The sequence below is a fragment of the Sorangium sp. So ce693 genome (assembly GCF_051521375.1).
Classification (GTDB): domain Bacteria; phylum Myxococcota_A; class Polyangia; order Polyangiales; family Polyangiaceae; genus Sorangium; species Sorangium atrum.
In genome coordinates, this window is record NZ_CP150347.1 from 6620405 (window position 1) to 6634465 (window position 14061).

The 14061-nt window shown below is 72.2% G+C and carries 10 protein-coding genes; 6 read left to right on the plus strand and 4 right to left on the minus strand.

Annotation, left to right across the window (positions count from 1 at the left end; genetic code table 11):
* Positions 1 to 4: 4 nt before the first annotated feature.
* Positions 5 to 2584, minus strand: coding sequence for a DEAD/DEAH box helicase (locus WMF14_RS24525; RefSeq protein WP_272093243.1), 2580 nt, complete (start codon positions 2582 to 2584; stop codon positions 5 to 7).
* A gap of 374 nt (positions 2585 to 2958) precedes the next feature.
* Here WMF14_RS24525 and WMF14_RS24530 point away from each other — a divergent pair, with 374 nt between their 5' ends.
* Complete coding sequence (locus WMF14_RS24530) at positions 2959 to 5817, plus strand: PAS domain S-box protein (protein ID WP_437804110.1); 2859 nt, start codon at positions 2959 to 2961, stop codon at positions 5815 to 5817.
* Positions 5818 to 5898: 81 nt separating this feature from the next.
* Positions 5899 to 6225, plus strand: a complete 327-nt coding sequence (locus WMF14_RS24535; protein WP_272093246.1) for a rhodanese-like domain-containing protein — start codon at positions 5899 to 5901, stop codon at positions 6223 to 6225.
* Between the two features lie 16 nt (positions 6226 to 6241).
* On the opposite strand, the gene WMF14_RS24540 is transcribed toward WMF14_RS24535, so the two are convergent.
* From WMF14_RS24540 to WMF14_RS24550, 3 genes are all read right to left on the minus strand, one after another.
* Positions 6242 to 6565 (minus strand): hypothetical protein, encoded by a 324-nt coding sequence (locus WMF14_RS24540; protein WP_437804111.1) that lies wholly within the window; start codon positions 6563 to 6565, stop codon positions 6242 to 6244.
* Between the two features lie 65 nt (positions 6566 to 6630).
* Complete coding sequence (locus tag WMF14_RS24545; protein ID WP_437804113.1) at positions 6631 to 9003, minus strand: protein kinase domain-containing protein; 2373 nt, start codon at positions 9001 to 9003, stop codon at positions 6631 to 6633.
* Between the two features lie 129 nt (positions 9004 to 9132).
* On the minus strand, positions 9133 to 9321 hold the full coding sequence (locus tag WMF14_RS24550) for a hypothetical protein (RefSeq protein ID WP_437804115.1): 189 nt from the start codon (positions 9319 to 9321) through the stop codon (positions 9133 to 9135).
* Between the two features lie 214 nt (positions 9322 to 9535).
* Between WMF14_RS24550 and WMF14_RS24555 the strand changes: the two genes are divergently transcribed.
* The 4 genes from WMF14_RS24555 to nudC all read left to right on the plus strand — a co-directional run bounded on the left by WMF14_RS24555 (position 9536) and on the right by nudC (position 14053).
* A complete protein-coding gene (locus WMF14_RS24555; protein WP_437804116.1) occupies positions 9536 to 12277 on the plus strand; it encodes an ATP-binding protein in 2742 nt (913 codons plus the stop codon).
* Between the two features lie 211 nt (positions 12278 to 12488).
* Positions 12489 to 12713, plus strand: a complete 225-nt coding sequence (locus WMF14_RS24560; RefSeq protein WP_437804117.1) for a hypothetical protein — start codon at positions 12489 to 12491, stop codon at positions 12711 to 12713.
* Between the two features lie 17 nt (positions 12714 to 12730).
* Positions 12731 to 13042 carry a type II toxin-antitoxin system RelE/ParE family toxin gene (locus WMF14_RS24565; RefSeq protein WP_437804119.1) on the plus strand — a complete coding sequence of 104 codons (312 nt, stop codon included), beginning with the start codon at positions 12731 to 12733 and terminating at the stop codon, positions 13040 to 13042.
* Positions 13043 to 13216: 174 nt separating this feature from the next.
* Entirely contained in the window at positions 13217 to 14053 is an 837-nt protein-coding gene (nudC, locus tag WMF14_RS24570) for an NAD(+) diphosphatase (RefSeq protein ID WP_437804121.1), read from the plus strand.
* Positions 14054 to 14061: the final 8 nt, after the last annotated feature.

Below are 14061 nucleotides of genomic sequence, written 5' to 3' on the forward strand. Positions count from 1 at the left end.
GCTCTCAGCTGGCGATGCGCCGGAGCACGATGACCGGCCGCCCCGCGTCGCGCGAGCGATCGATATCCACCTTGCAGTCGAGCATCCAGTCGTTGTGGTCCTCGGGATCGGCGATGATCTGCTGGACCACCCAGGAGCCGCCGTCCTCGGCGGGGTGGATGATCGTGTTGCTCGGGCTCCGGGCCGCCGGATCGGTGCGGATCGCGGCGTGCTCCGCGTAATAGCCGCGGAGCGCCTCGTCCAGCCGCTCCGCCGTCCAGGGCGCCTCCTCCCCCTCCACCATCTCGGAGGCGACCTCGTAGTCGCGGCGGGCCAGCGCGCGCAGGAAGAAGAAGAGCTCGTTCCTCACGAGCACCGTGAAGTCCTTGACGTTCCGCGTGACGTCGAACGCGGCCGGCTCTCCGGCGCCGCCCGGGGCCGCCGAGCGCGGCTGGAACGACGGGTCGCGCAGCCGCTCCCACTCGTCGAGCAGGCTCGAGTCCACGCCCCGGATGAGCGCCCGGAAATAGGCGATCATGTCGATGGTGTCGCTGTCCTTCGCGTACTCGGGCACCGTCTGGACGAGCGCCTTGTACACCTCGGAGACGTACCTGAGGAGCAGCCCCTCCGCCCGCTCCAGGTTGTACTCCCGGATGTACTCGCTGAACGACAGGTATTGCTCGTACATCTCGCGCGCCACGCCCTTCGGACGGATGTTCTCCTGCCCTACCCAGGGGTGCCGCCGCGCGAAGTCGTTGAAGGTCCCGTAGATGAACTCGCGGTTCGGCCTCGGATAATCGAGCTTCTCGAGCTCCTCCATCCGCTGCTCGTACTCCACGCCCGCCGCCTTCAGCTCCGCGAGCTTCTCTGTCTTCAGCCGATCGAGCTGCTTTTGCAGGATGAGATCGGGGTTCTCGAGGATCGACTCGACGAGCGTCAAGAGATCGAGCGGATACGTGCCGCTGTCGGGATCCAGCTTGCCCACCGTCTCGAGCACGTAGAGCGAGAGCGCGTGGTTCAGGGAGAAGTCCTCCTGGAGATCCGCGTTGATGCGGATGCGCTTGCCCGGCCCGTCTTCCCTGGGGACGAACTCGATGATGCGCGCCTCCACGAGCGAGCGGAAGAGGAGCATCGCCGTCCTCCCGTGCTGGCGCCGGACCGCCGGCCGATCGTGGGTGCTGCGGATGAGCCGCTTCAGCGCCTGACAGCCGCCCTCCTCGCGCCCGAGCACGTTGACGAGCATGCCGTGCGTGACCTGGAACCGGGACACGAGCGGCTCGGGCGGCGACTGGATCAGCTTCTCGAACGTCTGCCGGTCCCAGTGCACATAGCCCTTCTCCGGCGGCTTCTTCCTGACGATCTTCCGCCGCTTGGCCGGGTCGTTCCCCGCCTTCGCCTCGAGCCTCATGTTTTCGATGACGTGCTCCGGCGCCTGGGCGACGACGCTCCCCTGCGTGTCGAACCCTTTCCGGCCGGCCCGGCCGCTGATCTGCTGGAAGTCACGCACGCTCAGGATGGCCGTCTTCTCGCCGTCGAACTTGCAGAGCTTCGTGAACAGCACCGTGCGGATGGGGATGTTGACCCCGACGCCGAGCGTGTCCGTGCCGCAGATGATCTTGAGGTGCCCCTGCTGGGCCAGCTTCTCGACGAGCAGCCTGTATTTCGGCAAGAGCCCCGCGTGGTGGAGCCCGATCCCGTGCCTGACGAAGCGCTGCACCTCGCGGCCGTAGGGGCTCGAGAACTTGAAGGGGCCCCCGAACGCGGACCCCGGCCCTGCGCCCGCGAGGGCGGCGGTGATCGCCCGCTTCTCCTCCTTGGTGCAGTAGTCCTGGCTCATCAGGTTCTGCGCCTCCTCGGCGCAGCCCCGCTGCGTGAAGCTCACGATGTAGATCGGCGCCTTGCCGCTCTTCACGAGGGTCGCGACGGTCTCGTGGAGCGGCGTCTCGCGGTACTCGAAGTCGAGCGGCACCGGGCGCACGGTCGACTTGACCACGGCCGTCTGCTCGCCCGTCAGGCGCGTGATCTCCTCCTGGAAGAACTCGGTCCCTCCGAGCGTGGCGCTCATGAGCAGGAACCTCGCCTGCGGCAGCGTGAGCAGCGGGATCTGCCAGGCCGCGCCGCGATCGCGATCCGAGTAGTAGTGGAACTCGTCCATGATCACGTAGTCGCAGAGCGCCTTCTCGCCCTCGCGGAGCGCGATGTTCGCGAGGATCTCCGCCGTGCAGCAGATGATGGGCGCGTCGCGGTTCACGGCCGCGTCGCCCGTCAACATGCCCACGTTCTCGGGGCCGAAGTCGTTGCAGAGCGAGAAGAACTTCTCGCTGACGAGCGCCTTGATCGGGCACGTGTAGTACGACTTCATCCCCTCCGCGATCGCCTTGAAGTGCATGGCGGCCGCGACGAGCGACTTGCCCGAGCCGGTCGGCGTGTTGAGGATCACGTTCTTGCCGCCGAAGATCTCGAGGATGGCCTCCTCCTGCGCCGGGTAGAGCTCGAGCCCCCGCTCGGCGACGTAGTCGAGGAAGCCGTTCAGCAGGTCGTCGGCCGTGAAGTCGTGAGATGACGGCGGGAGGCGAGCGAGGAGCGGAGCGGTGGCTTGATCCATGGCGGCTGTCGAGCGCGCGCCCGCGGGCGCGGGCGCCCCCATGCAGAAGCCTGGTTTCAGCGCGAATGCAAGCAAACTCCTCCATGTCCAGGTCGGATCGCCGACGACGCGCCGTCGGAACGGGAGCGACGCAGCGGGCGGAACCGACACCGCTGACGCGCCGGCGCGACAGACACAGCAGACGGAAGAGGCGGAGCAGGCGCAGCAGGCTCCGTCCAGGCGATCCGGACGAGCAGAGGACGGAGGCGATCGGATCGCCATGCCGCCCGCAGCGTCACGCGATCGTGATAGCGTGGCCGGACGAAACAGCGGGAGGGAACACCATGCACACACGGCCGATCGGGCCGGTGCATGGAGGATCGGGACGGGCGGGGATGGGGGAGAGGGCCGGACAGCCAGTCTGGGCGACGCGATCGTCCAGCAGGGGGACCGCGCAGATCGACGCGTCGAGCGGGCGGATCCTGCGCGTCAGCAGCTCGCTTTGCCTGCTGCTGGGGTACTCGGAGGACGAGCTTCGCCAGAAGAAGCTGTCGGATCTCGCCCTGCCGGAAGACCGCACGGGCTCGCTCGCGGCGTGGCGCTCGCTCCTCGAAGCGGACGAGGAGGACCTCACGTTCGAGATGCGCTGCCGCTGCAAGGACGGCGACGTCCGCTGGCTCCACGTGACAGGCGTCTTCGTCCGTGACGTCCGGCAGAGGCCGTATCGCGCGGTGGTGCTCGTCGAGGACATCACCGAGCCAAGGAACGCGGAGGAGCGGGCGCTCGCCGCGGAGCAGGCGCTGGCGGAGAGCGAGGCCAGGCTGCGGAACATCTTCTACAGCGACATGGCCCCGATGGCCTTCTGGACGCATGACGGACGCATCGTCGAGGCGAACGACGCCTATCTGAATCTCGTGGGCCACACGCGGGAAGAGGTCACGGCCGGCCTGGTCCGCTGGGATGCCGACATGTTGCCGGAGGATCGCGCCGCCGGCGACCGCGCCCTGGCGGAGCTGCGGTCGAGCAGGTGGGCGTTCACGCCCTTCGAGAGGACCTATGTGCTGCGCGACGGCACGCGCCTCAAGATGCTGGTGAGCGGCTGTCTGCTGCCCGGGGAGCGGTACGAGGAGGCCGGCTTCGCGATCGTGCTCGACATCACGGAGCTCCGGCAATCGGAGGCGGCGGTCCGGAGGTGTGAACAGATCTTCCGCGCCATCGGGGAATCCATCGATTATGGCGTCTGGGTCAGCGACGCCGAGGGGCGAAACGTCTACGCCAGCAACGCATTCCTCAGGATGGCCGGGATAATGCAAGAGCAGTGCTCGGAGCACGGATGGATCGAGACGCTCCACCCCGAGGATCGGCACAAGGTGGCGATCTTCGAGCGGTGCGTGCAGACGGGTGAGCCGTTCGAGGAGGAGCTCCGGTACCTCGGCCCTGGCGGCGCCGTCCACCCCGTCCTCAATCGAGGCGTCCCGGTCCGCGACGAGCAAGGCAAGATCACCGCCTGGATCGGCATCTGCCTGGACGTCAGCCGGCTCAAGCGCACGGAGGAGGCGCTGCGCGAGAGCGAGGGCCGGCTCCTCGCGGCGCTCGACGAGGCGCAGCGGGTCCTCGCCGAGCGCGAGCGCCTGGAGGACGAGCTCCGCGCTCGCGAGCGGGAGCTCGCGTCGCTGATGGCGAACTCGCCCGACGTGATCTACCGCCTGGATCGCGGCCTGCGCTGCACCTTCATGTCGCCCACCTCGGCGACGGTGATGGGGTTCCCGCCGGAGCACTACCTCGGCAAGACGCCCCGCGAGAACGGGCTCCCGCCCGACGTTGTCGAGATGAGCGAGGCCGCGTGCCGCGAGGTGCTCGCGACGGTCAGACCGCAGAGGATGGAGTTCAGCATCGGCGACCGGAGATTCCGCGCCCGGGTCATCCCCGAGCTCGGGCCGAGCGGCGCCGTGGACTCGTTCATGGGGATCACCGAGGACGTCACTGCGGAGTGGCTGGCCGAGGAAGAGCGCCAGAAGCTCCTCGACAGCGAGCGCGCCGCGCGCGACGAGGCGGAGCGCGTCAGCCGGGTCAAGGACGACTTCGTCGCGACGCTCTCGCACGAGCTGCGCTCGCCCATCAACGCCATCCTGGGCTGGGCGCGCATCCTGCGGGGCCGGGTGCCCGAGCCGCCGACGCTCGCGCGGGGGCTCGAGGTCATCGAGCGCAACGCGCGGCTCCAGGCCGACATGGTGTCCGAGCTGCTCGACATGAGCCGGATCGTCTCGGGGAAGCTGCGGCTCGACGTGCAGCCGGTCGACCTGCCGTCGGTCATCCGGAGCGCGCTCGAGGCGATCCAGCTCGCGGCCGAGACGAAGGAGATCGCTGTCGCCTCGAGCATCGACCCCGAGGCGAGCTCGCTGAGGGGGGACCCCGCGCGGATCCACCAGGTCGTCTGGAACCTCCTGTCGAACGCCGTGAAGTTCACGCCCCCCGGCGGGCGGATCGACGTCGCGCTGCGGCGCGCGGGCGCGCACGCCGTTCTGTCGGTGACCGACACCGGGATGGGCATCGCCCCGCAGTTCCTCCCCCACCTGTTCGAGCGCTTCCGGCAGGCCGACGCGTCCTCGACGAGGAAGCACGGCGGGCTCGGCATCGGGCTCTCGATCGTCAAGCACCTGGTCGAGCTGCACGGCGGCACCGTGGAGGTCGCGAGCCGCGGCGAGCATCTGGGCGCGACCTTCACCGTGAGGCTGCCGCTCGCCGGCGTCTCGCAGGAGGCGCCGGACGCGGCGGCGCGCCCCAGCGAGGCGTGCGTCGAGGCGCTGGCCGACTACCCGGGCGCGTCGCTCGCCGGCCTGCGGGTGCTGGTGGTCGACGACCAGCCCGACGCGCGCGAGGTCGCCCAGCGCGTGCTGGAGGAGTGCGAGGCGACGGTCACGACCGCGGGATCGGCCGCCGAGGCGCTGGCCATCGTCTCGCAGGAGCGGCCCGACGTCCTCGTCAGCGACCTCGGGATGCCGGGCGAGGACGGCTTCCAGCTCATCCGCAGGGTGCGGGGCCTCGGCGAGGCGCGCGGCGGGGCGACGCCGGCCGTCGCGCTCAGCGCGCTGGCGCGGGCCGAGGACAAGGCGCGGGCGCTCGGCGCCGGGTACCAGGCGCACGTCGCCAAGCCCCTCGATCCGGCGGAGCTCGTCGGGGTGATCGCGGCGCTCACCAAGGATCGAACGAATCGGACGGAGCCGACGAATCCGACGGATCGGACGAGCCGATGAGCGGCGGTTGCTCCGGGGGAGCTCCTTCGATTAGGTAGAAGCCTTTACGGCGCCGCCCCTGGCGGGATGGCGAGCAGGGCCATGGTCCAACAGATTTCCGTGAAAGAGCTCTTTCTGAAGCTGAAGGCGGGCGAGCCCGTGTACCTCCTCGACGTGCGCACGCCCGGCGAGCACGACATCGCCGCGCTGCCGGGCAGCACGCTGATCCCGCTGAACGAGCTCGTCGAGCGGGCCGACGAGGTGGCGCCCGGCGAGGGCGCGCTCGTCGTCGCCTACTGCCACCATGGCGTCCGGAGCCTCTCGGCCGCCGCCCTCCTCGAGAAGCTCGGACACGAGCGCGTCGCCTCGCTCCAGGGCGGCATCGATGCGTGGTCGATCCACATCGACGAGAGCGTCCCGCGGTACTGATCCCCCATCGACGAGCTCAGTTGAGCGAGGCGGCGCCGAGCCGGAAGTAGAGCGATCGGCCTGCGCCGCACGCGCTGCAGGCGACCTTCGCGACGCGGAGGCGGACGCCGTCGAGCGTCTCGGCCGTGTGGTCTTCCACGCGGAAGGCGCCGCGGCAGCGCGGGCACGGGATCGACCGGGCGGCCACCTCGACCTGCGAGGCCGCGTCGAGCGCGATGGCGCGGCCGGGGGTGTGGCCTGGCTCGAGCAGCGCGAGCCGCTCGATATCGCGGGTGAGCTTCGCCGACGTGCGATCGCTTTCGCGCCGGGCGGCGCGGGCCGAGAGCTTCTTCTTCGCCATGATGCCTGTCCCTGCGGTCCGCCCGGTCCGGCGAGGCCGACCCGCGCGGGGAGCGCGGGGCCGGTCTACCGCTTGTCGCGGATCGGCTCCAGGCCCTCGTACCCGTCCTCGGCCCCGCCACCGTACGCGCCGCGCTCTGGCGAGACGGGCCCCGGGCGCGGGGGCGCGAGGGTGCCGGGCCGCCGCACCTTGGGAGGCCGGACCCCCTGCGGGCGGTGCTCGGGGACCGCTGCGGGATCGTGCGTCGTGGCGGCGGTGTCGCCGGCCCACGTGGAGGGCGCGTCGGCCCCGGCCGGATCCGCGGGTTGCGAGGGCGCTTCCGGGGCCGGCGCGCGCGCGACGCCGGAGGGCGCTGGCAGGGGCGTTGTGAACGGAGCGGGGCCGGCCGTGCTCGCGAGGGCCATCGGCGCGTCCTGGCCCGCCGGCGAGCTGGCGGCCACCGGCGCGTTCGAGCTCGCTGTCCACCGCGCCGCGCCGAGCGCCACCGCGGCGAGGACAGCTGCGGCGGCCGCGATCCACGCGCCCGCGTTGCGGCGCCAGCGGAACGCGCGGGAGCGCCACCTATCGCGGCGGCGTTCGGTCCCTTCGCGCGGGCTCCCGGCGATCTCCTTCCCGTCCGGCTGGGTCAGCGGCACCGCCCGCTTGCCCGCACCGAGCTGCCGCGGCGTCGCCCCGGGCTTGCGCGCCATCGTCAGCGTGGGGGAGTCGTCGCGCGCCATGGTCAGCGTGGGGCCTTCCTCACGCGCCAACTTCAGCGTGGGACCTTCCTCGCGCGCCATCGTCAGCGTGGGGCCGTCCTCGCGCGCCATCGTCAGCGTGGGACCGTCTTCGCGCGCCCTCGTCGGCGTCGGCGTCGGACCGTCCTCGCGCGCCATCGTCAGCGTGGGACCGTCTTCGGGAGCCGACTTCAGCGCGATGCCGCTGTCCTGCGCCGTCTTCAGCGTGGCACCGCTGTCCTGCGCTGTCGCCGGCGCGGGGCCGATGTCCTGCGCCATCTTCAGCGCGGCACCGCTGCCCTGCGGCGTCGCCAGCACGGAACCGCTGCCTTGCGCCATCGTCAGCGCGAGGATGTCGCTTCGGGGCATCGTCAGCGTGGGGCCGTCCTCGGAGCTCCCCCCGGGAGAGGACCGGTCGTTCCGCGCCATCTTCAGCGTGGGCCTGCTGTCCTGCGCCGGGGTCGTGGGGCCGGTGCTCCGCGCCAGCGCGAGCGTGGGTCGCTCGCCGGCGGCCACGAGGGGGAGCGTGCGACGCTCGCCGCTGGACGAGGCGTCGGCGCTGGACGAGGTCGCCGCCGCGGCGCCGTGGCTGGGCAGGGTGGTCACGTGGTCGCCGCCGGGCGCGAGCGCCGTCGAGCAGGGACCTGCCCCGGCTCCCGCCCCCTTGTCGGCGTCCGGCAGGGTCGACGACGCGCCCGGGCCGTCGTTGGCCGCGGCGGGGAGCGTGCTCGCGACGCCGTCGCCCGAGGGCCCGAGGGGACGGGACGACGGAAAGGCCTTACCCCGGGCGATCGCCTCGATCTGCGCCAGGGCGCGGGCGGAGTGCTCCGTGCCGAACGGCGCGAGCTCTCGCGCCAGATCCGCCACGGTCTGGACGCGCACCTCCGGCTCTTTCTCGAGGCAGCGCAGGATGAGGTCCTCGAGCCGGGCCGGCAGCTCCATCCGGTGCACCCGCGGCGGCGTGGGCGCCTGCATCGCGATGGCGACGAAGAGCGCCGAGATCCTGGACACCTCGAAGGGAAACCGCGCCGTCAGGAGCTGGTAAAGGATGACGCCGAGCGACCAGATGTCGGTGCGCTCGTCGACGTCCTTCGAGCACCGCACCTGCTCGGGCGACATGTAGCAGGGGGAGCCGAGCATCATCTCCGACGCCGTGAGCTTGCCGTCGTCCTCGGCGCCGGCCGACTTGGAGAGGCCGAAATCGAGCACCTTGACGATGGGCGCGCCGGTCGCGCCGGTCGTGAGGAAGAGGTTCCCCGGCTTGAGGTCCCTGTGGACGATGCCGCGCGCGTGCGCCTCCGCGATGGCCTCGCAGCCCTGGATCACGTAATCGACCGCCTCGGACACGGGCAATGGGCCGCGCGCCTCGATCTCTCGCTGGAGATCGCGGCCGCGCAGGTACTCCATGACGAGGTAGGGGACGCCGCGGTCGGCCGTGCCGACGTCGATGACGCGGGCGACGTGCTCGCTGCGGATCGCCGCCGCGGCGCGCGCCTCGCGCAGGAAGCGGGCGCCCGCGCCGGGCAGCGTCATCGCGCGGGGGAGCAGGAATTTGACGGCCACGCGCTGGCGCAGCGAGACGTGCTCGGCGGCGAAGATGACGCCCATGGCGCCCCGGCCGAGGCTGCGCTCCAGGCGGTATTTCTGCGCGAAGACCTCGCCTATCGCTGGGATGCCCGCCGTCGACGCGGGGGCATCCGGTTCCGATGGCCCGACCTCCATGGGCACACTATAGCCGCGCTCCCACCTTTTTTGACGCGAAGATGCGGGGCGTCGGGGGTGGGGGCGACAGAATGCGGGGGCAGCGGAACACGGTCGCCGCGGCCGCGTGGGCGGGCCGCGCACCTTCCATCACTCCCATGGTGGGCGCCGTCGGGCGCGCGCGGCTCGCGAGCTCCCCGGTCTCCACATCGATGGATGCGAGATCAGTCCCTCTGTGCTTGTTGCACAGGACGCAAGAGAGGGCGAGATTCTCCGGTGGGTCGCGCCACCGTGCTTCAGCGCAACGATGTGATCGACCTCGTGCGCCGCCAGCGTCATCTGCTCCGGGACGAGGCAGTACTCGCAACCTCGTCAGGGACGTCCAGGGTGATCGACGATATGGCACATCGCGCAGCGTTGGCGCGGGTGAGCCTCGCGCGTCCGGAGCCATCGCCGTCGCGCGAGCTTCATGGTGACTCGCTCGCAAGGCGGACGCCCTCCCCGCCCCTCCAGCATTGCGACAGCCCGCTCGCCATGGCACGAGCCCGCCCTCATGCCGACCCGCCCCTTCACCCTGGGCCGCTCCCGCCCGCTCTCGGGCGATCCCGGCGCCGCCGGCGCGCGCCCGTTCGAGCTCCCGGCGCACCACCTCGTGACCCACGGCGTGGTCGTCGGCATGACCGGCAGCGGCAAGACGGGGCTCGTCATGGTCCTCGTCGAGGAGGCGCTGCGCTCGGGCGTCCCGGTGCTCATGGTCGACGTGAAGGGCGACCTGCCCAACCTGCTCTTCACGTTCCCGGAGCTCTCCGCGGCCGAGTTCGAGCCGTGGATCGACCCCTCGGCCGCCGCGCGCGACGGCCGCTCGACGGCCGACGTCGCCGAGGGGCTCGCGGCGCGGTGGCGCGACGGGCTCGCCTCCTCGGGGCTCGGGGCGGCCGACGTCGCCGCGCTCCGCGCCCGCATGGCCCCGCGCCTGCTGACGCCGGGCACCACGGCCGGCGAGCCGGTCCACGTGCTGTCGGCGCTCGAGACCCCCTCGCCGCTCTGGGACGAGGACGAGGAGGCCGCCCGCGAGGCGCTCTCGGCCTCGCTGTCGCTCCTGCTCCGGCTCGTCGGTCGCGACCCGGATCCGGCGCGGAGCCGCGAGCACGTGCTGCTCGCGCACCTCGCCGAGCGGCGGCTGCGCGCGCGGCGGGCCGCGGGGCTCGAGGAGCTGCTCGCGGACCTGGCCGCTCCGCCGATCGCCGCCGTGGGCGCCCTCGGCGTCGACGAGTTCTTCGCCCCCAAGGAGCGCCAGGCGCTCGCCCGCGAGCTCAACACCCTGCTCGCCTCGCCCACGTTCGCCACGTGGCGCAAGGGCGCGCCGCTCGACGTCGCGGGGTGGCTCGCGCCGCAGGCTGGCAGCGGCGGCGACGGCGGCAAGACCCCGGCGGTGATCGTCAGCGTCGCGCACCTCGACGACGACGAGCGGCTCCTCGTCCTCGGGCTGCTGTTCGATCAGCTGCTCTCGTGGGTGCGCGGCCTCTCCGGCACGAGCGACCTGCGCGCCCTCGTCGTCTTCGACGAGGTCTTCGGCTTTCTGCCCCCGCACCCGGCGAACCCGCCAACGAAGCGGCCGCTTCTCGCGCTCCTGAAGCAGGCGCGCGCCTTCGGGGTCGGCGTCGTCCTCGCCACGCAGAACCCGATGGACCTCGACTACAAGGCGCTCTCGAACGCCGGCGCGTGGTTCGTCGGCCGGCTCCAGACGGACGCCGACCGCGAGCGCGTGGTCGAGGGGCTCTCGGGGGCCGACGGCGGCGCCGGCGGCGTCGGGGCCGCGGCCCTCTCGGCCACGCTGAAGGCGCTCCCCCCGCGCACGTTCTTCGTGCGCGACGTCCACATGCAGCCGCCGTCGTTCCTCGCCGAGACGCGCTTCAGCCTGTCGTGGCTGCGGGGCCCGGTCACCCGGCGCGAGGTGGGCCGCCTCGTCCGGAGCATCTCCCCTCCCCCGCCTGCTCCTGTACCCGCAGCGCCCAAGCCGGCGCCCGCCGCGCCCAAGCCCACACGCGATTCTCTCGATCCGAGGTCCGCACATCCAGATTCCAGAGTCGATTCTCTGGATTCGAGGTCCATACATCCAGGTTCCAGAGTTGATTCTCTCGATCCGAGGTCCGCACATCCAGATTCCAGAGTCGATTCTCTGGATTCGAGGTCCATACATCCAGATTCCAGAGTCGATTCTCTCGATCCAAGGCTCGCACATCCAGATCCAAGACGCGCGTCGCCCGGCCCGTCGAGCCCAGCCCATCGCGCGCCGGTGGGCCCGGGCGGCACGGTCCTCCTCGACCCGCGCCACACGCCCTCCGCACCGCAGCCCGCGCTGCGCAGAGGAGCCGCTCGTGCGGACGCCGCTCCGCCCGCGCCGGCACCGCCGCCCCAGGCAGTGACGGCACCCCCGCCGCCGCCCGATGGATGGCGGAGCCTCTACGCGCACGCCCCTGCCGCCGCGCCGGAGGGCTTCCGTTACATCCCCTGGGTGGCTGCCTCGGTGATCGCCCACCTGCGCGACACGAAGCTCGGCGTCGCCCTCAACCGGAGCCAGCTCCTCGCCGCCCCGCTCCTGCCCGACGGCAAGCCGGATCTCTCGCGCGTCACCCGGCTCGACGCGTCGCGGCTCGCCACGGCGCCCGCCGCGGGCGCCCGCTTCGCCGAGCTGCCCGCCCCGCTCGCGAAGCGCGCCGCCGCGCAGGCCGCGGCGCGCGCGCTCCGCGAGCACGCCTACCGCACGACCGAGGCCGCCGTGGCCGTCCACAAGGAGCTCGGGCTCGCGCAGGACGACGGCGAGCCCCTCGAGGCGTTCGCCGCCCGCTGCCGCGCCGCCGCGGCCCGGCTCGCCGCCGCCGAGCAGCAGCAGGTCGTCGGCCGGTTCGCGCCCAGGATCGCGCGCCTCGGCGAGCGCATCGCCGCCGCGAAGGCCCGGTACGACCAGGCCGAGGCCGAGGTGGCCGCGCTCCCCGGCGCGGTCGGCGCCGCGCTCCTCGGGCTCGTCGCCGGCCGGGACACCGCCCGGCGCGCCGGGACCCAGCGCGACAAGGCCGCCGCGAAGCTCGAGCGCGCGCGGCAGGAATGGACCGAGGCGGACGCCGCGCTCCGGGATCTCCACGCCGCGCAGGCCGCCGAGCTCGCGGCGCTGGAGCAGCTCCCCCTCCGCGCGAGCGAGGGCATCGAGACGAAGCGCCTCGTCCCCAAGAAGAACGACGTCGAGGTCGCGTTCGTCGCGCTCGCCTGGGCCGCGACGCTCGCCGGCCCCGCGTGAGCCCGCGGCGCGACGCCCGCGACCTCGCCTGAAGCCCGTCCGGTGCGCACGCTCGAGGCGATCCCGCGCACAGCCCAGCTCGCTGCAGGGATTCCATGCGGTACAGCGCACCTCCGTCCCGAGTTCGCGTTCCACGGAACGGCGACGGAGCGTCTCTGCGGGCGTGCGCCCACGCTTGGCGAACGCGCGCGGACAGCGTAGGCTCGACAGGGTGAGCGTCCTGGTGCGTGGTCGTGTTTCGCGCGGGCGGCTTCTCGTCGACGCCCCGCTCGATCTGCCCGATGACACCGAGGTCGAGCTCATGGTGCTCGTGGAAGAGCAGGACAGCCTGGACGCTGCCGACCGTGCCCAGCTGCACGAAGCGCTGCGGGCCTCTCGGGCCGAGCTGGAGCGAGGCGATGTCGTACCGGTCGAGGACGTGCTGGCGGGGCTCTAGAGAGCAGGTCCTCCCGAGTGAAGCGCTATCGCGTGCAGAGCACGGCGCACGCCCGTGCCCAGATGCAGACCGTCTCACGCTGGTGGCGTGAGAACCGGCCCAGCAATCCGGCGCTGTTCCGAGACGAGCTCACCGCCGCCACAGCTCGTCTCGGCGCGTTCCCTGACACAGGCACATCGTACGAGGAGAGCGACATCGACGGCGTGCGCCGCGTCCTTCTGCCACGAACGAGCTACCACGTATATTACGTCGTCAACGACGCGACCCGGACCGTGACGATCATGGCGGTGTGGCATTCGGCCCGCGGCCACGGGCCTCCGCTTCGCTGAATCTCTCGCCGCGAGGGCGCCCCGCGCTCACGTTGGGAGCGAGTCGCCACGCGCGCGCGACGTCGCGGTATCGCTCCCTCCATCGAGGCGCTAGGCTCCCCCGCATGCAGCCGACGGGCTCACCCGAGCGACGTTTCGACGGGGAGCCCGCGCGGCTCTGCCCCAGGTAACGCCATGCCGTCCTCCCGCTTCCGCGCCGGGCTCGGCCGTCCGAGCTCGGCGCCCGCCGAGATCGCGTGGTTCGCGTTCCACGGCGACGACCTCCTCGTCCGCGGGCCGGGCGAGGGCGGCGATCGCTTCGACATCCCGATCGCGGCCGATCTCGCCGACCTCGGCGTCGTCGTCACGCGCGCGCAGACGCTCGGCGAGCTCGACGGGCGCGCCTGCCGGTCCGCGGAGCTCGCGCAGGGCGCGCCGGCGCCGGCGGGATACGCCTACGTCTCGCTGCGGCGCCTCCACGGGCGCATCGATCCGGAGCTGTTCGAGATCGCGGGCACGGCGTACCAGGTGCAGCATTGGGACAAGGCGCACCAGTACTGCGCGGCGTGCGGCGCCGCGCTCGAGAGCGGGCAAGACGAGCGCGTGAAGCGCTGCGTCCGCTGCGCGAGCAACTACTTCCCCCGGATCACGCCGGCGACGATCGTGCTCGTCGAGGACGGCCCGCGCGTCCTGATGACGCGCCAGGCGCGGTTCCCTGCGGGCATGTATGGCCTCGTCGCCGGGTTCGTCGAGCCGGGCGAGACGCTGGAGGCGTGCGTCGCGCGCGAGGTCCACGAGGAGACGGGCGTCGACGCCGCCGATATCGTCTATTTCGGCAGCCAGCCGTGGCCCTTCCCCCACCAGATCATGGTCGGCTTCACCGCGCGTTACGCCGGCGGCGACCTCCGCGTCGACACGCGCGAGCTGGAGGACGCGCGCTGGTTCCACCGCGACGCGCTGCCGCTCCTGCCGCCGCCGCTCAGCATCGCCCGGAAGCTCATCGAGGCCTGGCTCGCGCGGCCGGCGCGATAGCGGCGCCG

What these genes read in the sequence shown, in the direction of transcription:
- WMF14_RS24550 (WP_437804115.1), bottom strand. Translation starts at nt 9,321, where the DNA reads ATGACGCTGGCGGCGCACGAGGTCGATCACATCGTTGCGCTGAAGCAC.
- WMF14_RS24540 (WP_437804111.1), bottom strand. Translation starts at nt 6,565, where the DNA reads ATGGCGAAGAAGAAGCTCTCGGCCCGCGCCGCCCGGCGCGAAAGCGAT.
- WMF14_RS24530 (WP_437804110.1), top strand. Translation starts at nt 2,959, where the DNA reads ATGGGGGAGAGGGCCGGACAGCCAGTCTGGGCGACGCGATCGTCCAGC.
- WMF14_RS24545 (WP_437804113.1), bottom strand. Translation starts at nt 9,003, where the DNA reads ATGGAGGTCGGGCCATCGGAACCGGATGCCCCCGCGTCGACGGCGGGC.
- WMF14_RS24535 (WP_272093246.1), top strand. Translation starts at nt 5,899, where the DNA reads ATGGTCCAACAGATTTCCGTGAAAGAGCTCTTTCTGAAGCTGAAGGCG.
- WMF14_RS24525 (WP_272093243.1), bottom strand. Translation starts at nt 2,584, where the DNA reads ATGGATCAAGCCACCGCTCCGCTCCTCGCTCGCCTCCCGCCGTCATCT.
- WMF14_RS24555 (WP_437804116.1), top strand. Translation starts at nt 9,536, where the DNA reads ATGCCGACCCGCCCCTTCACCCTGGGCCGCTCCCGCCCGCTCTCGGGC.
- nudC (WP_437804121.1), top strand. Translation starts at nt 13,217, where the DNA reads ATGCCGTCCTCCCGCTTCCGCGCCGGGCTCGGCCGTCCGAGCTCGGCG.